This window comes from Streptomyces luomodiensis, from assembly GCF_031679605.1.
Classification (GTDB): domain Bacteria; phylum Actinomycetota; class Actinomycetes; order Streptomycetales; family Streptomycetaceae; genus Streptomyces; species Streptomyces luomodiensis.
Genome location: NZ_CP117522.1, coordinates 43,376 through 61,723 on the forward strand (window position 1 = coordinate 43,376; position 18,348 = coordinate 61,723).

General features: G+C 68.9%; 14 protein-coding genes and 4 pseudogenes. 13 read left to right on the forward strand and 5 right to left on the reverse strand.

Going from position 1 to position 18,348, the window contains the following annotated elements:
* Nucleotide 1: 1 nt before the first annotated feature.
* The 3 genes from PS467_RS00185 to PS467_RS00195 are packed head-to-tail and all read right to left on the reverse strand — an operon-like array spanning nt 2 to nt 1,626.
* Nucleotides 2-187 (reverse strand): hypothetical protein, encoded by a 186-nt coding sequence (locus tag PS467_RS00185; RefSeq protein ID WP_268971006.1) that lies wholly within the window; start codon nt 185-187, stop codon nt 2-4.
* On the reverse strand, nt 184-1,386 hold the full coding sequence (locus tag PS467_RS00190) for a sigma-70 family RNA polymerase sigma factor (RefSeq protein WP_311033363.1): 1,203 nt from the start codon (nt 1,384-1,386) through the stop codon (nt 184-186). Before PS467_RS00190 ends, PS467_RS00185 begins: the two co-directional genes overlap by 4 nt.
* 3 nt (nt 1,387-1,389) lie before the next feature.
* Nucleotides 1,390-1,626: a hypothetical protein gene (locus PS467_RS00195; protein WP_311033364.1), complete on the reverse strand. Its 237-nt coding sequence runs from the start codon at nt 1,624-1,626 to the stop codon at nt 1,390-1,392.
* 468 nt (nt 1,627-2,094) lie between these two features.
* On the opposite strand from PS467_RS00195, the pseudogene PS467_RS00200 reads away from it, so the two are divergent.
* Nucleotides 2,095-2,277 (forward strand): annotated as a pseudogene (locus PS467_RS00200) (recombinase family protein); the annotation flags it as partial.
* A gap of 99 nt (nt 2,278-2,376) precedes the next feature.
* Here the strand turns inward: PS467_RS00200 and PS467_RS00205 are convergent.
* Together PS467_RS00205 and PS467_RS00210 are read right to left on the reverse strand one after the other, a co-directional pair.
* A pseudogene (locus PS467_RS00205) lies at nt 2,377-2,619 on the reverse strand (ABC transporter ATP-binding protein); the annotation flags it as partial.
* Nucleotides 2,620-2,659: 40 nt separating this feature from the next.
* A protein-coding gene (locus PS467_RS00210) for an IS5 family transposase (protein WP_311033365.1) occupies nt 2,660-3,522 on the reverse strand; the annotation gives its coding sequence in 2 pieces (ribosomal slippage) (nt 2,660-3,163 and nt 3,166-3,522; 861 coding nt in all).
* Between the two features lie 51 nt (nt 3,523-3,573).
* On the opposite strand from PS467_RS00210, the gene PS467_RS00215 reads away from it, so the two are divergent.
* From PS467_RS00215 to PS467_RS00270, 12 genes and pseudogenes are all read left to right on the forward strand, one after another.
* On the forward strand, nt 3,574-4,482 hold the full coding sequence (locus PS467_RS00215; protein ID WP_311033366.1) for an SPFH domain-containing protein: 909 nt from the start codon (nt 3,574-3,576) through the stop codon (nt 4,480-4,482).
* A 1,148-nt stretch (nt 4,483-5,630) separates the two neighbouring features.
* Nucleotides 5,631-6,557, forward strand: a complete 927-nt coding sequence (locus tag PS467_RS00220; protein ID WP_311033367.1) for a substrate-binding domain-containing protein — start codon at nt 5,631-5,633, stop codon at nt 6,555-6,557.
* 50 nt (nt 6,558-6,607) lie between these two features.
* Complete coding sequence (locus PS467_RS00225) at nt 6,608-7,669, forward strand: galactitol-1-phosphate 5-dehydrogenase (protein WP_311033368.1); 1,062 nt, start codon at nt 6,608-6,610, stop codon at nt 7,667-7,669.
* Nucleotides 7,666-9,183 carry an FGGY-family carbohydrate kinase gene (locus tag PS467_RS00230; protein WP_311033369.1) on the forward strand — a complete coding sequence of 506 codons (1,518 nt, stop codon included), beginning with the start codon at nt 7,666-7,668 and terminating at the stop codon, nt 9,181-9,183. The genes PS467_RS00225 and PS467_RS00230 overlap by 4 nt, the downstream gene beginning before the upstream one ends.
* Entirely contained in the window at nt 9,180-10,163 is a 984-nt protein-coding gene (locus tag PS467_RS00235) for a sugar-binding transcriptional regulator (protein ID WP_311033370.1), read from the forward strand. The genes PS467_RS00230 and PS467_RS00235 overlap by 4 nt, the downstream gene beginning before the upstream one ends.
* A complete protein-coding gene (locus PS467_RS00240) occupies nt 10,160-11,698 on the forward strand; it encodes a sugar ABC transporter ATP-binding protein (protein ID WP_311033371.1) in 1,539 nt (512 codons plus the stop codon). The genes PS467_RS00235 and PS467_RS00240 overlap by 4 nt, the downstream gene beginning before the upstream one ends.
* Nucleotides 11,695-12,702: an ABC transporter permease gene (locus tag PS467_RS00245; protein ID WP_311033372.1), complete on the forward strand. Its 1,008-nt coding sequence runs from the start codon at nt 11,695-11,697 to the stop codon at nt 12,700-12,702. The genes PS467_RS00240 and PS467_RS00245 overlap by 4 nt, the downstream gene beginning before the upstream one ends.
* The gene (gene deoC / locus PS467_RS00250; RefSeq protein ID WP_311033373.1) at nt 12,695-13,660 is read left to right on the forward strand and encodes a deoxyribose-phosphate aldolase; all 966 of its coding nucleotides are present in this window, start codon (nt 12,695-12,697) and stop codon (nt 13,658-13,660) included. Before PS467_RS00245 ends, deoC begins: the two co-directional genes overlap by 8 nt.
* A gap of 6 nt (nt 13,661-13,666) precedes the next feature.
* Nucleotides 13,667-15,106 carry an aldehyde dehydrogenase family protein gene (locus tag PS467_RS00255; RefSeq protein ID WP_311033374.1) on the forward strand — a complete coding sequence of 480 codons (1,440 nt, stop codon included), beginning with the start codon at nt 13,667-13,669 and terminating at the stop codon, nt 15,104-15,106.
* On the forward strand, nt 15,099-15,980 hold the full coding sequence (locus PS467_RS00260) for an aldehyde dehydrogenase family protein (RefSeq protein WP_311033375.1): 882 nt from the start codon (nt 15,099-15,101) through the stop codon (nt 15,978-15,980). The genes PS467_RS00255 and PS467_RS00260 overlap by 8 nt, the downstream gene beginning before the upstream one ends.
* 458 nt (nt 15,981-16,438) lie before the next feature.
* Nucleotides 16,439-16,513 (forward strand): annotated as a pseudogene (locus tag PS467_RS41970) (TetR family transcriptional regulator); the annotation flags it as partial.
* Nucleotides 16,514-16,702: 189 nt separating this feature from the next.
* Nucleotides 16,703-18,146, forward strand: a pseudogene (locus tag PS467_RS00270) (NF041680 family putative transposase).
* Nucleotides 18,147-18,348 lie beyond the last annotated feature (202 nt).

Genomic DNA, 18,348 nt, shown 5'->3' on the forward strand with positions numbered 1-18,348 from the left:
GTCAGAGGACTGGTTCCCCAGCGATCTCACGAGCTGCCTCGTCGATGGCCGCTTCATAGTCGTCGTCGTCGAGGATGGGCGTGTGCATGGCGGCGCGGTGCCTGAGCTCGGCGAGGTGGCTGAGCACCTCTTCCTCGGACATCGCCCGGTTGAATCCTTCGACGTGGACTTCGGCGTTGGGCTTCATCGTGTGCCTCCCTCGCGGAAATCGTGGCCGAGTGCGTCCCTGAGGTCCCTGCGTGCTGCACTGAGCCGACTCTTGACCGTGCCGGGTGGGATCTGCACGAACTCAGCGATGTCTGCCACGGAGTAATGGAGCACGTAGTGCATGACGAAGCACTCGCGCTTGTCCCGGGCGAGGTTCCTGATCGCCGCGCGGAGGGCCACCTTCTCCACCGTCGTGGTCGCAGGATCCAGGTCCTCGCACGACACATTGAGATCGGTGTCGCCCAGATGCTGTTCTGGGTGCTTTGCCTGGATGCGGTGAACCCTCATGAGGATCCGTCGGCCAGTCTTGACGACCCAGCCGACGCGGTTGGGGTGGGCGCGTACGTCTGGCCATCTGCGGTGAGCGATCTCGAAGGCCCGGCTGGCAGCATCCTGCGCCAGTTCCCAGTCGTTCTGTCGCGCGTTTAGGATGCGACAGACCTGCGGGAAGTGAGCCTTGAAGAAGGAGACGAAGTCGTCACCCTCCTTCTCTTTCGCTGGCTGGGGCGGCTCGCTAATGGGTAGGGCCTCATCAAGGGGCCCAGGCGGGTCCTGGTGAGGAATCTGAGCTCGGAACGCTCGCAAGAGATCGTTCGCCCGCGTCGGATTGAGCGGTGCGGATTTGACCTCACCCAGGATGTTGGAGGGGCACCGGTCGCCGAAGAGCACCACCATGTGCTCTGGGTGACTACAAAACGAAGGCCACACGAACCCCTGGGCCCAGGGGTTGTGCTCGCGCAGCAGCGCAGCCCAGGCCCGCGTATGACGGTATTCACCGCTGTCGGCAAGTACGAGCCAAGATGACTGACCGACACGAGCAAGGGCAGCGGCGCTCGTCAGGTCGAGGAGATCCAGTGGCTCAGTGGTCCTCAACTCGGCTAGGCGACGTCCCGAGATTATCTTGGGCGAGATCAGCCGCGCTCCTCCCTCGTCGAAGGGAACGGCATGCAGCACCGTCTCCGCAAGCGCCGTTTCAGGAGTGAAGGCCGCATAGAGGAAGGGGTACGGATCCGCAGGCGTGCCGTCGAAGCGCTCGCCGAAGAAGTGACTGTTTTCGACAACAGGGTTGAACGCGGTCGGACCGCGCCGTTCGTGGTGAACCCTGTGGAGGGATGTGCCCTCCGGGATACGAAAAGCCTCGCCGACCAGGGGCTGTGATGGAGGACGGAGGACGGACATAGATCACTGCTCCTCGGTACCGGAAAGGGCGGGACGGGAGGATGAGGGAAGCACGGGATGGGTCGATGCGGTGCTGTGCTGCCGGACGCTCTCACCGATGATGACACCCGAATGTCCTGGGGCGGGAACGGCGATCTCCAGGACGCTGCCGTCAGTCCGCTGGTCGTAGATTCTCCCGCCCTGATGAAGGGTCGCCGGCACCGCGAGCAACGTCGAGCGCCGCTCACGCTCGAACGCCACGGCGTTCCTGCCCTCAATCCACGTCCGAATCGTGTGCCACATCCCACTCACCCGTCCCCTCAGGGTGCCGCCCAATGCTGTCCGGATCTCTCGAAAGACCATGTCCGCTCCTGGGGCATCTGCTGGCTACCTTCACCCTGGTAAGGCACCGTGCCTGCGCGCTGGTTCACATGAATTTTTCTCGGACCCCAAGAGGGGCTGACCGAGATTGGCGTTAGGGCTCCGCGCCAGCGGTTCCGCCCCCTATAGCCCCGGACACTCGAGCCCGCACCATCAAGATCAAGTGCTTGGCGTCAGCGGCTGCACCGATGTTCCCCACGACCGAAGATCCCGCGATCGAGTGTCTGACCTGCTACGCGACCGTGATCAATCTCATCGATACTGGCTGTACGGATGGTCCCCACAGCCGGGCCCGAACTGGAGAAGGCGCTCGCACTGGCCCGCCAGTTCAAGGAGGCCGCACCCGAGATGCCGGTCATCTTCACCGTCCACGAGCTCAAGCGGCTCGCGCGCAACGCGGCCGAGCTGATGACGCTGTCCGCCGAACTCCAAGCCGGCGGCATCCAACTCGAACTCCTCACCGGCCCGCTCACTGGCATCTACGACCCCAACGGCATGGGCGCCATGTTCTTCGCCGTGCTCGCCGTCGCCGGACAGATCGAGCGCAACTACATCCGGGAGAAGACCCTCGAAGGCCAGGTCACCGCAGCTGACGGTGCCCTCCAGGGGCCTCAGCTGGGAGGCGGCCAGCGCCATCAGCGTGGACTTCCCCGCCCCGTTCGGGCCGAGCAGCACCGTTGCCGGGCTGCTGACGCGAAGGTCGAAGCTGTCGAGCACGGTCGTCTTCCGGTTGTACCGGAAGACGACACCGCGGAATTCCAGGGCCATGAGCCGCACAATCCGCCGCCAGGGTGACCCCGAGGAGGCTGTAGTGAGAAACGGAGCGGGAGGTGCCCCGGTGCAGGCTGAGCCCGCTTGCACCGGGGCACCCATGAAGACGTGCCGTACCGTCTTCGGGTTCTAGGGTCCGTCTTCAAACGGATCTTGCCCAGAGCAGGAACGATGCGAGGGTGACCGCCGCTTCGTAGGAAGTGGCGGTCTTCTCGTATCTGGTGGCGATCCCGCGGAAGCCCTTGAGCCGGTTGAAGCAGCGCTCGATCATGTTGCGCCGCCGGTAGGTCTCCCGGTCGAACCCTGGCGGTCGTCCGCCGTGGCCTCCGCGCCTCAGCCGGTGCCGTCGCTGGTCGGTCTTCTCGGGGATGGTGTGCGCGATGCCGCGTCTTCGCAGGTAGGCACGGAAGCCGCGGGAGCTGTAAGCCTTGTCTGCGATGACCTGGCCGGGCCTGCACCGAGGCCGGCCCAGGCCGGTGCGGGGAACACGGATCCGTTCCAGCAGAGGGCGTGCACAGACACTGTCGTGGCGTTGGCCGGGCGTCACCAGGATCGCGAGCGGGCGGCCCCTGCCGTCACAGGCGAGGTGAATCCTGGTCGTCAGCCCGCCTCGGGATCGGCCGAGGGCGTGATCGTCCGGTTCGTCCTGCCGATGCCGCCCCCTTTTCGGCCGGTGGCGGCGGCGTGCTGGTGGGCGCGGACGATGGTGGAGTCGATCTGGACCAGCCAGTCGATGTCGCCGGCCGCGTCGGCGTGGGCTTGGATCTGCTGCAGAGCCCGTGTGAAGACTCCGTCGAGGGCGTAGCGGCGGAAGCGGGTGTACACGGTCTTCCACGGCCCGTAGCGTTCCGGCAAGTCACGCCAGGAGATTCCGGTGCGGATCTTGTAGACCATCCCGTTGACGACCTGCCGGTCCTCCACGCGAGGACGCCCCGTCGCAGCCCGGGGTTTCAGCGGAGCGAGTAACTCCCACTCCTGATCAGTGAGTTCATGACGACGTACCACGACACCATGATCTACTACCCGGATGATCTTTGAAGACGGACCCTAAAAGCGGTGCAGGTCATTCCGGAAGCCTCAGCTGCGGTCGTCGAATTGTTCGGCAAGTACGATCGGACGATCTACCCTGGATTGCGCTGGTTGACCCCTTTCATGCATACGGTCCGCAACCGCATCGATCTGCGAGGACAAACCGTCCCCTTTCCCTTGCGTCTGGTCTCCACGAAGGATGGGCAAGAAGTCCCAGTCCAGGTTACTGTCCAGTACCACATCACGGACCCACAAGCGGCTACGTACGCCGTCGCCAGCTACATCCACGCTCTCGAACAACGCATGCTCTTCGAGCTCATCAACAGCATTGCCCTTCTGGAAGCCACGCATACCCGCACACAGATGCGCGAACTGAGTGCTCAGATTGAGAATGATCTGCGTGCTGCGGTGAAGCCATGGGGCATCACGGTCGACTGGTTCGGGACCCTTCCGGGCACCGAGTCCGACAGTAAGGATGCGCCTCGCGTGCTCGTTTCGTCGCTAGTCATGGGAGACCAGGTCGTGGCAGACACCTACTCAAGAGGCAACAATCACTACAGCAATGAGGGCAGTGGCAGCCAATACCACGTCGATCGCTCGAACCACGTCGTCGCTGGATCCTCGCACAGCGGGGCGGGGGAGCAAGTGACCCTCAACAATGCAGTCCTGGACACAACGGCTCTCGTGCAGTGGGCACAACTCGTCCGCCAGGTGGCACCAACTCTCGGGGCGCCACCGGAACAGGAACAAGAAATCATTCAGGACGCGGAAGTGCTGGAAGGAGAGGCGTCAGTCACCAGCACCGAACCCGGTCGCCTCCGCGCTCTGTATGACCGGATACAGGGAAGCCTGTCTGCGGTGACATCACTCACCGCAGGGCTGACGCTGTTGATCCAGCAAGGAGAACAAGCGGCTCACGCAGTCTTGGGCAATTGACAGCGCCCGCACCCTGAGGGCATTACGTGAACAACGACAGGCCAGCTGTTCAGGATGGGGCTCAGCCGACCGGCGTGAGTGAGTACAGAGAACGTCCAGCTCCATCTGCGCGGGCCGCCTCCCACTCCTGCCGCAGATCCACACACGCTCGGTTCAACGACCGCAGCGTCTCCCACTCCACCCCGCTCGACGGCCCAAGATCTCGCAGCTCAGGAAACACAGCATTCCCACCATGTCCCCTCCCCCACCTGGGCCCGGAACGATAAACTTACTCCGCACCACCTGCCCGAAGGCGTAAATCCCACCGAAGCGTTGCGTGGCACCCGGCGGGCATAGTTCTTCGCCGAGGTGCTCGCGGCAGAGCAGGGCGCCCAACCGGGCCGCCGGCTCGGTGGGAGTGCCTCTGGCACCAGGGCCACTGCTGCGGCTGGTCAGTCGTCCGTGGTCTCCTCATGCAGGCGCTGGGTTATGAGAGCGGGTGTTCCTTCGGCCAGTCGTGGTACAGGCTCAGGAACATGACCAGTGTCGCGTTCGGTTCGGCGTGTGCGCCGACCGTTTGCGTTCTCGCGCGGCCAGGTAGCCCTGCCGCAGGGTCAGCAGCGCCCACAGGCCGCCGATCGCTATGAGCCAGCGGGCGTGCAGCAGCATTGCCCCGGTGACCAGAGCGGCTCTGATCACAAGATCTACAACGGTCACGGAGGCGTCCCGTACCCATTGCGTATTCCCGGTTCATCGCCGCGCTCTCACGGTCGGTGGCTCCCCGGTAGCGCCTCCCCGCCCAATGACCTCCCCCCACACGGCCGCACTCACAGCGGGGGCCTGCGGCAAGCAGGGAACGAGCTGCCGGCCGTGCTCGGCCAGCGACTCTTCCAACAACGAGGTTTTCGCCCGGTCGTCACGACGCCTGGTCACACTCTGTCAGCCCGCGGCGACTTGGTCGCGACTTCATCGCGCTGAGTGACCGAAGTGAGGCACTCCGTTCCGGCTCGTGCTCATACGAGCAAAAAAATGCGCGCCCGTTGCTGTGAGGTTAATTCCACATCTACTGTCCCTGGCCAGGACCACATCTGGAGGCCCATATGCGCATCAATCGCATTATCGGGATCTTTTTCATCACATTTTCTCTCCTGGCGCTCGCCGCCTGTTCGGTGTCGACCAGTCCCGGTGGCTCCGGCAACTCCGGTGCACACAAGAGATCCGGAGCGCTGACCATCGGCTTCAGCCAGGCCACCCAGCAGTCGCCGTTCTACGTCCAGCTCCGCCAGGGCGCGCGGAAGGCCGCCGAGAAGGCCGGGGCGAAGCTCTACTTCGCCGACGCTGGCGGCGATGTGACCAAGCAGAACAACGACATCCAGGACCTCATCACCCGCGATGTCGACGTGCTGATGGTCAACCCCGTCGACCCCAAGGGGGTCAAGGCGGGACTGGCCGCCGCGAAGTCCGCCGGGGTGGCCGTCGTCACCGTCGACCGTCCGGTGCCCTCCGGGGCCACCGCGCATGTGGGCCGGGACAACACCGCGATGGGGCAGCTCGTCGGCGAGCGGATCGCCAAGGAGCTGGGCCCCAGGGGCGGCAAGATCATCGAGATCAAGGGTGACGCGGGCGGTGCCGTGGCGCGCGACCGCAGCGCCGGGTTCCACAAGGCCGTTGCGGCCAACAAGAAGATCCACATCGTCAGCGGCCCGTACTGCGACTACATCCGCTCCAAGGCCGTCACCGCCATGCAGGACCTGCTGCAGACCAACCCCGACGTCAAGGCCGTCTACGCGCACAACGACGACATGGCCCTCGGGGCCCTCCAGGTGCTCAAGGAGAACGGCCGCTCCGATGTGAAGGTCGCCGGGGTCGACGGTCTGATGGGGGCGGTCAAGGCCATCGACCAGCACGGCCCCTACAGCGCCACCGCCCTCAACGACCCGATCTCCCTGGGCCGGACCGCCGTCATGACCGCCGAGGACGTCGCCGACGGCAAGAAGGTCGACCCGTCCATCGACGCCGGCACCGCGCTGGTCGATCGCGACAACGCCCACCAGTACGTCGGCACGACGACCTTCGCCTCCGAGAGCGCGCGGTGACCCGCGCATCCCGACCGGACACCCATCACGTGGAAGGAAACGACATCATCATGTCGGAGACCATGCGAGCCGCCGTGCTGCACGCCCCGGGCGACATCCGGGTGGAGCGCGTACCCGTACCGGAGCCCGGCCCTCGTGAGGCGCTGGTGCGCGTCGCCGCCTGCGGTGTCTGCGGTTCGGACATCTCCCGGATGCTCCGCCCCGAGGTGGCCTACAACCTGCCGCTGATCTGCGGCCACGAGTTCTCCGGCCATGTGGTGGCGCTCGGCTCCGAACTCGCCGCCGCCGGCACGGTCCGGGCCGGCGACCTGGTGGCCGTGCCGCCGCTGATCCCCTGCCGCCGTTGCGGCCCCTGCGACCAGGGGCGGTACAGCCTCTGCGAGGACTACGACTATTTCGGCAGCCGCCGGCCCGGGGCCTACGCCGAGTACGTGACCGTGCCTGAGGACAACCTGCTGGTGCTGCCCGCGGACCTCGACCCGCGGGCCGCCGCGATGCTCGACCCCGCCGCCATCGCCCTGCACGCCATCTGGCGCACCAAGCTGCGCGCGGGCCACCGGGTGGCCGTGGTCGGCGCCGGCCCCATCGGGCTGTTCGCCATCCAGTGGGCGTTGCTCCAGGGCGCGAGCGAGGTGCTGTCGATCGATGTGAGCGAGGAGAAGGCGGCCATGGCGCTGGAGGCCGGTGCCACCCGGACCGCCACCACACCCGAGCAGGCCCGGGAGCTGGCCGGGCCCGGCTTCGACGTCATCGTCGAGTCCGCCGGCGTCCCCGCCACCGCCGACCAGGCAGTGTCGCTGGCCGCCCGGCACGGCGAGGCCGTCTTCATCGGCATCCCGCACGATCCGGTGGTGCTCCCCAAGTCCACCTTCAGCACCTTCCTGCGCCGCGAGATCACCCTGCACGGCGCGTGGAACTCCTTCTCCGCCCCCTTCCCGGGAGACGAGTGGCGGCTCGCCGCGCAGGCCATGGCGGACGGCCGGCTGCGCTGGAAATTCATGATCACCCATGAGCTGGGCCTGGACGACCTGGGCGACACCATGCGCCAGCTGGGGGAGCGGTCCATCTTCAGCTCCAAGGTGCTCTTCCTGCCGAACGGAGACCGTCCATGACCGCGCTGCTGGCCATCGACCTCGGCACGGAGAGCGCCCGCGTCTGCGTCTACGCGGCGGACGGCGCCACGCTGGGCCGTGGTGAGAGCGGCTATCCCACTGTCTTCCCGCACCCCGGCTGGGCCGAGCAGGATCCCGAGGACTGGTGGCGCGCCGTGGTGTCCGCGGTCAGGGCGGCACTCGCCGAGGCGGGCTCACCCGCCGTGGTCGGACTCGCCGTGGCCACCACCGCCTCCACCGTCGCCGTCCTCGACGCCGCGGGCCGCCCGCTGCGTCCGGCCCTGCTCTGGATGGACGCCAGGGCCAGCGCGGAATCCGAGCTCACAGCGGCCGCCGACCATCCCGTACTGGCCTACGCGGGCGGTGCGGACGCCGTCGAATGGCTGGTGCCGAAGGCCATGTGGCTCGCCAGGAACGAACCGGAGACCTATCGTGCGGCGCACCGCATCACCGAAGCGGTCGACTATCTCGTCTGGCGGCTGACCGGGGAATGGGCCGGGTCGCGGATGAACGCCGTCTGCAAGTGGAACCACGACCCGCTCGGTACCGGGCTCCCCGACGACCTGTACGCGACGTTCGGCGTCCCCGATCTGCGCGACAAGCTGCCCGAACGGATCGTCCCGGTCGGCGACCCGGTGGCCCCGGTCGGCGCCGCCGCCCGCGAGGAACTCGGCATCCGCGGGGAGGCGGTGGTCTGCGCGGGCGGCATCGACGCCCATCTGTCGCTGCTCGCCGTCGGCGGGGCCCGCACCGGGCTGGTCTCCATGGTTTCGGGCACCTCCACCGCCTTCGTCACCGAGATCGGCTCCCCGGTCTTCCCGCCGACCATCTGGGGCCCCTACCCCGACGCCCTCAACGCCGGACGGTGGCTGATCGAAGGCGGCCAGGTCAGCTCCGGCTCCGTCCTCACCTGGGCGGGGGAGGCACTGCTGGGATGCCCCCGCGCCGAACTGCCCCGGCTGATCGCCGACGCCGCGGCCCTGCCGCCCGGCGAGCACGGCCTGCTGGTCCTCGACTACTTCATGGGCAACCGCACCCCGCTGCGCGACCCGAGGCTGCGCGGCGCCGTGCTCGGCCTGACCCTCGCCAGCCGCCCGGTGGAGATCTACCGGGCGGCCGTGGAGGGCGTGGCGTACGGCACCCGCCAGGTCCTGGAGTCCTTCGTCGAGGGCGGGGTGCCGGTGGACGAGGTGTATGTCTCCGGCGGTATCCGCCACAACCCCCTGTGGCTGCGCACCACGGCCGATGTGCTCGGCCGTCCGCTGCGGCTGGTCGAGGGCGACAACCTCACGCTGCGCGCGTGCGCGGTCATCGCGGCGGCCGGCACCGGGCAGACCGGTTCGCTCGCCGAGGCCGCGGCCGGTTTCGCCCTCCCCACCCGGACCGTGGAGCCCGACGGCACCCACCGTGAGATCTATCAGCGGGGCTATGCCGACTACCGCGCGGCGACCGCCGCCACCCGCGCGATCGCCCACCGGCTGACCACCCCCCGGGGACCGGAGGTCCCGGTATGAGCGGCACCGAGGACGAGGCACTGCTGTACCAGGTCGCCTCCATGTACTACGAGCAGGACCTCACCCAGGAGCAGATCGGCGAGGACCTGCACTTCACTCGCTGGAAGGTCGGCCGGCTGCTGGCCGAGGCACGGCAGGCCGGGATCGTGCGGATCCAGGTGGTCCACCCCAAATCGCGGATGCGGGGCCTGGAGGAGCGGCTGCGGGACGCCTTCGGGTTGCGGGACGCCGTGGTGGTCGCCCGCGGCCACACCGAGGACGAGGAGGGGCTGCGGGCACGGGTCGCCGAGGCCGGGGCCGACTATCTCGCCAGACTGCGCCCGTCCCCCCGGCTGCTCGGCGTCTCCTGGGGCCGCACCATGGATCTGCTCGCCCGCGGCCTCAACCCGGGGTGGACCCACGGCGTCCACGTGGTGCAGATCAACGGCGGGCTCAGCCGCTCCCGCCGGCCCAGCTCCGCCCAGGACATGGCCAGCCGGATCGCCCATCTCGGCGAGGGCACCGTCACGGTGCTGCCGGCCCCGGCCATCGTGGAGCAGGAGACCACCCGCCGGGTGCTGGAGCGGGACAGCGCGGTCGCCGACGTCCTCGCCCAGGCCGCCGCGGCGGACACGGTGCTGTTCAGTCCCGGTGCGATCGGCGCCGACTCGGTGCTGGTCGGCTCGGGCTATCTCACCGCCGACGACGTGGAACGGCTGGCCAAGGCCGGCGCGGTGGGCGATGTGGCGGGTCGCTTCATCGGCTCCCGGGGGGAGCTCATCGACCAGGCGCTGGACGACCGCACCCTCGGTCTGTCCCTGGAGGACCTGCGCCGCAGCCCGGTGTCGGTGGCGGTGGCCTCCGGAACCGCCAAGCACACCGTGTGCGCGGCCGTGGTCACCAGCGGGCTGTGCAACACCCTGATCACCGACGACCACACCGCCTCCCATCTGCTCAACCCCGCTTCCTGTGAACGGCTGTCTAGGAAGGAGAGGCCATGAGCGCACCCGGCACCAGCGGGCCGTCGGAGCTGACCCCGCGCCTGAGCATGCGCGGAATCGTCAAACGCTTCCCCGGTACCCTCGCCAACGACCACGCCGAACTGACCGTCCTGCCCGGTGAGACCCACTGCCTGCTCGGCGAGAACGGCGCGGGCAAGAGCACCCTGATGAAGATCCTGGCCGGCTCCGTACAGCCGGACGAGGGCGAGATCCGCCTCGACGGTGAGCTCGTGCGGCTCACCAGCCCCCAGGTCGGCATGGCCGCCGGCATCTCGGTGATCTACCAGGAGCTCGATCTGGTGCCCGACCTGACCGTCGCCCAGAACCTGCTGCTCGGCCGCGCCCCGGCCAGGGGACCGATCATCCGCCGCGGACGGCGGGCCGAACTGGCGCGGGAGGCCATCGACCGGGTCGGCGGCGACTTCCCGGTCAACGCGGTCGTCCGCGAACTGCCCATCGCCGCCCAGCAGCTCACCGCGATCGCCAGGGCGCTCACCGCGCGGGCGCGGGTCATCGTCATGGACGAGCCCTCCGCCACCCTCGGCGAGAACGACCTGCGCAAGGTGTTCGACGTGATCCGCTCCCTCACCGCGGAGGGCCGCTCGGTCATCTACATCTCACACCGCATGGACGAGGTGATGGAGATCGGTGACCGCGCCACCGTGATGCGCGACGGCCGCTCGGTCTCGGTCCACGACCTCGCCCGCACCACCCCCGACGAACTGGTCGCCACGATGATCGGCGAGTCCCGTGAGCTGGTGCGCCCCACCGACCGGCCCCGGCCCGAGGGGCCCGCACTGCTGGAGATCCGCCGGGTGCACCGCCCCGGACTGATCGACGTCCGCGACATCGAGGTCCGGCCCGGCGAGGTCGCGGGCCTGGCGGGGCTCGGTGGCGCGGGCCGCACCACCTTGCTGTCGGCGCTGTTCGGCGACATCGGGGCGTCGGTTTCGGTACGGCTCGACGGCGCCGAGCCGCGGCTGTCGAGCCCCGCCGCCGCCGTGCGGGCCGGATTCGCGCTGGTGCCGGAGAACCGTAAGGAACAAGGGCTGATGCCCGGTCTGTCGGTGGCGCGCAACGCCGCCGTCACCGCGCTGGGCCGGCCGCCCTGGCTCGCCCCGCACACCACTGGACGCCGCAGGGCCGCGTCCGCGCTGACCGGGCTGGGCGTCCGGTACTCCTCGCCCGACCAGCTGGTCGGGAAGCTGTCGGGCGGCAACCAGCAGAAGGTCGTGCTCGCCAAGTGGATCGCCAAGGGGGGCGTGCGGGTTCTGCTGCTGGATGAGCCCACCCGGGGCCTGGACGTGGGAGCCAAGGCCGATCTGTACCGCCAGGTGCGCCACCTCGCCGACCAGGGTGTCGCGGTGCTGCTCGCCAGCAGTGAGCTGAACGAGCTGACCGCCAACGCCGACCGCGTCTGGGTGCTGCACGAGGGCCGCAACGTGGCCTGCTACGACCCCAGGACCACCGACGAGGCCACCATCGCCCACACCGTCATCACCGGAGAAACCCCCGCAACGAAGGCCGCATCATGACCACCTCCTCCGCAGTGGCCGAGCCGACAGCGGCAGCCACCGGCACCCGACGGGCCCGGCCCCGTGGCGCCGAACTCATCGTCAAATTCAACCTGGTACTGGTGTTCCTCGCCCTGTGCGTCGCGGCGAGCCTGCTGACACCCGACTTCCTCACCACCCGCAATCTGTCCAACCTCCTCCAGCAGTCGGCGCTGACCGGCATCGTCGCCATCGGCATGACCCTGGTCATCCTCACCGCCGGCATCGACCTGTCGGTGGGCAGTGTCGCCGCCTTCGGCGGGATGACGGTCGCGCTGCTGATCGGCGACGATGTCAACGTCGTCCTGGCCATCGTCGCCAGCGTCGCCGCGGGCGCCCTGTTCGGGACGGTCATGGGCGGGCTCTCCGCCTATCTGTCCCTGCCCGCGTTCATGACCACCCTGGCCGGGCTCACCGCCATCCGCGGACTGACCTACCTGCTCACCGACGGCGAGCCGACCAGCGCCGAGCTGCCCCACTCCTTCCAGCTGCTCGGCGGGGGCTTCATCGGCTACATACCGATCGTCGGCCTGATCTTTGTGGCCGTCACCCTCATCACCGGGCTCGTCCTGCGCGGCACCACCTTCGGCGAGTACATCTACGCCGTCGGCAGCAACAAGGAGGCCGCGCGGCTGTCGGGACTGCCGGTCCGGGGAGTCATCACCGCCGTCTTCGCCATCTCCGGAGCCCTCTCCGCACTGGCGGGCGTGCTGCTGACCTCACGGCTCACCATCGGCCAGCCGACCGCCTTCAACGGGCTCGAACTGGACGCCATCGCCGCCGTGGTGCTCGGCGGCACCCATCTCTTCGGCGGCCGCGGCGGAGTGATGGGAACGTTCGTCGCGGTCCTGCTGCTGTCAGTGCTGCGCAACCTGTGCAATCTTATGGGCCTGGGCTCCTTCTTCCAGATGGTCGTCACCGGTCTGATCCTGATCGTCGCCCTGATCCTCAACATGCTGATGGAGAAGCGAGGCGTCCGTGCCTGACACCGCCCCCGCCCCCGGACTGCCCCGCTCCACCGACAACGCCTCGCTGCGCGCCTTTCTGCACGGCCTCCCGGGCGTCGACGAGGTGGGCGCCCGCGCCCGAGCCGCCGCCCTGGCCACCCGTTCCCTCAAGACCACCGCCAAGGCACACGCCATCGACCTGGCCATCCGGATGGTCGACCTGACCACTCTGGAGGGCGCCGACACCCCCGGGAAGGTACGCGCCCTGTCCGCCAAGGCCCGCCGGCCCGACCCGGACGACCGCGATGTCCCGCAGGTGGCCGCCGTCTGCGTCTACCCCGATCTGGTGCCCGTGGCCGTGGACGCCCTGCGCGGCAGCCCGGTGGCCGTGGCCTCGGTGGCCACCGCCTTCCCCGCCGGGCGGGCGCCCCTGGCAGCCAAGCTCGCCGACACCCGTCAGGCCGTCGCCGACGGCGCCGACGAGATCGACATGGTGATCGACCGGGGCGCCTTCCTGGCCGGTGACTATCGCAAGGTCCACGACGAGATCGTCGCGGTCCGCGAGGCGTGCGCCCGGCCCGGCGGCGAACCGGCCCATCTGAAGGTCATCCTGGAGACCGGGGAACTGGCCGCCTACGACAATGTGCGGCGCGCCTCCTGGCTCGCCATGCTCGCCGGAGCCGACTTCATCAAGACCTCCACGGGCAAGGTGACCCCCGCCGCCACCCTGCCGGTCACCCTCATCATGCTGGAGGCGGTCCGCGACTTCCGCGCCGCCACCGGTCGTCAGGTCGGCGTCAAACCTGCCGGTGGCATCCGCACCACCAAGGACGCGCTGCGCCACCTGGTGCTGGTCAACGAGACCACGGGCCCCGACTGGCTCGACCCGTCCTGGTTCCGGCTCGGTGCCTCCAGCCTGCTCAACGACCTGCTGATGCAGCGGACCAGGCTGGCCACCGGCACCTACCCGGGCCCCGACCACTACACCCTGGACTGAAGACGCATGGCTGACACCACCTTCGCGTACGCCCCCGCACCCGAGTCCCGGGCCATCGTCTCGCTGCGGCCCGCGTACGGACTGTTCATCGACGGCGCGTTCACACCCCCCACCGAGCGACTGATCACCACGGTCAACCCGGCCGACGAGGAGCGCCTGGCGGAGGTGTCCGCCGCCGACGAGGCGGACGTGGACCGCGCCGTGACCGCCGCCCGGCGGGCCTTCGAGCACGTGTGGTCCCCCATGCCCTCCGCCGAGCGCGGCAAGTACCTCTTCCGGATCAGCCGCATCATCCAGGAACGCGCCCGTGAACTGGCCGTCCTGGAGTCCCTGGACAACGGCAAGCCCATCAAGGAGTCGCGGGACGTGGACATCCCGCTGGCGGCCGCGCACTTCTTCTACTACGCCGGCTGGGCCGACAAGCTAGTCCACGCCGGCTTCGGCGCCGCGCCCCGGCCACTGGGCGTCGCGGCCCAGGTCATCCCCTGGAACTTCCCCCTGCTGATGCTCGCCTGGAAGATCGCCCCGGCCCTCGCCACGGGCAATACGGTGGTGCTCAAACCGGCCGAGACCACCCCGCTCACCGCCCTGCTGTTCGCCGAGATCTGCCAGCAGGCCGAGCTGCCCCCGGGCGTGGTCAACATCGTCACCGGCGCCGCGGACACCGGACGCGCTCTGATCGCCCACTCCGGCACCGACAAGGTGGCCTTCACCGGCTCCACCGAGGTCGGCCGGGAGATCGCCCGTACCGTGGCGGGCACCCGCAAGAAGCTCACCCTGGAACTCGGCGGCAAGGGCGCCAACATCGTCTACGACGACGCTCCCCTGGACCAGGCCGTCGAGGGCATCGTGAACGGAATCTTCTTCAACCAGGGCCATGTGTGCTGCGCCGGGTCCCGGCTGCTGGTCCAGGAGTCCGTCGCCGAGGAGGTGCTGCACCGGCTCAAGGAGCGCGTCTCCCGGCTCAGGCTCGGCGACCCGCTGGACAAGAACACCGACATCGGCGCCATCAACTCCGCCGAACAGCTCGCCCGTATCCGCGCCCTCGCCCAGACCGGCCGGGACGAGGGCAGCCAGGACTGGGCACCCGACTGCGAACTGCCCGCCCGCGGCTATTGGTTCGCGCCGACCATCTTCACCGGGGTCGCCCAGGCCCACCGCATCGCCCGGGAGGAGATCTTCGGACCGGTGCTGTCCGTCCTCACCTTCCGCACCCCGGACGAGGCGGTCGAAAAGGCCAACAACACCCCCTACGGCCTGTCGGCCGGAGTGTGGACCGAGAAGGGAAGCCGCATGCTGTGGACCGCCGGCCGGCTGCGCGCCGGTGTGGTGTGGTCGAACACCTTCAACAAGTTCGATCCCACCAGCCCGTTCGGGGGCTATCGCGAATCCGGGTACGGACGCGAGGGCGGACGGCACGGACTGGAGGCGTACCTCGATGTCTGAGTTCCCCGTACCCGCCGCGGCCCGAGTGCCGGTGCGCAAGACCTACAAACTGTACCTGGGCGGGGAATTCCCGCGGTCCGAGTCCGGGAGGAGCTATCCGGTGACCTCAGCAGGGGGCGAGTTGCTGGCCCACGCCGCGATGGGCTCGCGCAAGGACGCCCGGGACGCGGTGGTCACGGCCCGCCGCGCGTTCGTCCCGTGGGCCGCCCGTACGGCCTACGCCCGCGGACAGATCCTCTACCGCGTGGCCGAGATGATGGAGGGGCGGCGCGCCCAGTTCGTCCAGGAGACCATCGACGCCCAGGGCCTGGACGCGGCGCGGGCCGAGGACGTGGTCTCGGCGGCCGTCGACCGCTGGGTGTACTACGCGGGCTGGACCGACAAGGTCACCCAGGTGATGGGCGGAACCAACCCCGTCTCGGGGCCGTACGACAACCGCTCCGTACCCGAACCCACGGGGGTGGTGGCGGTCCTCGCGCCACCGAAGTCCCCGCTGCTGGGGCTGGTCTCGGTGATCGCGCCGGTGATCGCGACGGGCAACACGGCGGTGGTGGTGGCGAGCGAGCCGCATCCCCTGCCCGCCGTCACCCTGGCAGAGGCCCTGGCCACCTCGGACCTGCCCGGCGGTGTGGTCAACATCCTCACCGGCCGCCTCGCGGAACTGGCCCCGCCCCTGGCGTCCCACGCGGACGTCAACGCGCTGGACCTGGCGGGAGCCGGTGAGCGGGCGGCCGAACTGGAGGCGGCGGCGGCCACCACCCTCACCCGCGTCCTGAGACCGTCGCCGTCCCCCGACTGGGCCGCTCCACCGGGACTGTCCAGGATCACCCCGTTCCTGGAGACGAAGACCGTGTGGCATCCGGTGGGAATCTGACCATTCCCGCCCGGTGGCGCCCCGGCCCAGCCCGGCATCGGACGCTGTTGGTCAATTCGGGGCCTCGCGTGACGTCGGCCTTCAAGACCCGGTTGTGGTCTTGAAGGCCGACGTTGTCGTATGGGGTGGGTGCGGATGGGCCTTGCCCCTCGGCCGTGCCCAACGCCTCGGTCCCACCCTGATCCACTCTCGCGTGCCGGCCCTCGCCACCCCAGCCGACCGGGTCAGCAGTCATCCCACGGCGGGTCAGTTCCGTTTCCGAGACGGTCGGAAGAAATTCACGTGCAGCCCGGACACCCGTTCGGGGAAGCGGTACGCGAGCCACATGGAGACAGCCGCGCCCCCAGTCGGAGGACTGCGTACCGAAGCGCTCGTAGCCGAGTCCTGTCATCAGCTGCATGCGTGCTGGCCGCTGCGGACACGCTGTTCGCGAACGCCAAAACACCCCAGTCGGTGTGATGGACGCCATCGCCGCAGCGGCCGGTGCCGGAAAGGGAACGTTGTTCCGGGCGTTCGGTGACCGCGACGGACTCCTCGATGCACTGCCCGCTGCGAAGTTCCAGCCGCTTCGAACAGTCGTGGAGTACCGCTTAGCTTGTTCCTTAACATCGAGCCCGGCCGTGTGGTCACTCTTTGGAGTGATCGCAGGGTATGAGGGCGGCCTTCCTCGTGATCCTGAACTCTGCGACGAGGTCCCGGAGTTCACCAGGAAGGCCGTGAGGATGAGTGTGCTGGCATCGGCCGGCGAGCGGAACGTGCTTGAGGAACTGCCACGCTTTCGGACGGCCTTTTACGGGTGCTTGTCCGCGCGAGCGGATGCGTTCTTCGAGCTTTCCGACGCGCTGCTGTGCGCAGACGGGCCGACGCGGACGCCGGTCGAGCTGTCCCTGCTCGCCGAGCACCAGCGCGGCTACGGCTCGTTGTACGGCGCTCTGAACCATGGTCGGCTCGACACGAACACCCTGCGTGACCTGCTGGTTTCCTTGCCGCTACCGCGGTTCGACGGGCGGATCGTGCTCACGGTGGACGTCTCACCGTGGCTGCGGTCGGACGCCGCCTGCTCGCCGGAGCGATTGTTCTGCCTGGTCCACGGCCGCAACGGCCGCTCATCGGACCACGTGGTGCCGGGCTGGCCGTACTCATTCGTCGCCGCGCTCACCCCGGACCGCACGTCGTGGACCCAGGTCCTGGACGCGGTCCGGCCCGGGCCCACCGACGACGCCGCGGCCGTCACCGCCGACCAGCTGCGGGCCGTGGTCGAGCGCCTGGTCACGGCCGGTCAGTGGCAGGACGGCGACCGGAACATCCTGGTCGTGATGGACGCGGGCTACGCCGTGATGCGCCTGGCCTGGGTACTGAGCGACCTTCCCGTCGAGGTGGTCGGGCGCCTTCGTTCCGATCGCCTCCTGCGACTGCCGGCGCCGCCGCGTGTCTACGACCCCCAGGGCGGCAGGCCTCCCAAGCACGGAGCGGAGTTCCGCCTGGCGAAGCCGGAGACCTGGCCGGAGCCGACAGCAGTGACCCTCAACAACACACCCCGCTACGGCAAGGCCGAGGCCCGCGCCTGGGACCGGCTCCACCCCCGGCTCACCCACCGCTCGCCCTGGATCGACCTGGACGGCGAACTCCCCCTGATCGAAGGCACGTTGATCCGCCTCAAGGCCGACCACCTGCCCGGCGACCGCGACGCGCCGCCGGTCTGGCTATGGTCCTCCGCGACCGGCGCGCCCCCGGACCACCTCGACTTCGTCTGGTCGTGCTACCTGCGCAGATTCAACCTGGAGCACACGTTCCGCCTGTTCAAGCAGTCCCTGGGCTGGACCCGCCCCCGGCTGCGTGACCCACAGGCAGCGGACCGGTGGACGTGGCTGGTGATCGCCGCGCACACCCAGCTCCGCCTCGCGCCGCCGCTGGCAGCCGACCGGCGCAAGCCCTGGGAGAAGACCACCCGCACCGGCACCGCGCTCACCCCGACCCGCGTCCGGCGCGGGTTCAGGAACATCCGCCCCCACCTCGGCAGTCCAGCCCGTGCACCCAAACCCACCCGGCCGGGGGCCAGGACGACCACCCGGTTCGAAGAACCGGCGCCCCACCACCCGCTACGACGTGGGCAAGACCGTCAAACGCCCCGAGACCCTAGTCGCTCTGCGTAATGGCAGATGTTAAGGAACAAGCTCAAGCACGTTCCGCTCGCCGGCCGATGCCAGCACACTCATCCTCACGGCCTTCCTGGTGAACTCCGGGACCTCGTCGCAGAGTTCAGGATCACGAGGAAGGCCGCCCTCATACCCTGCGATCACTCCAAAGAGTGACCACACGGCCGGGCCCGATGTTAAGGAACAAGCTCAGAAGCTGTGTCAGAACGGTG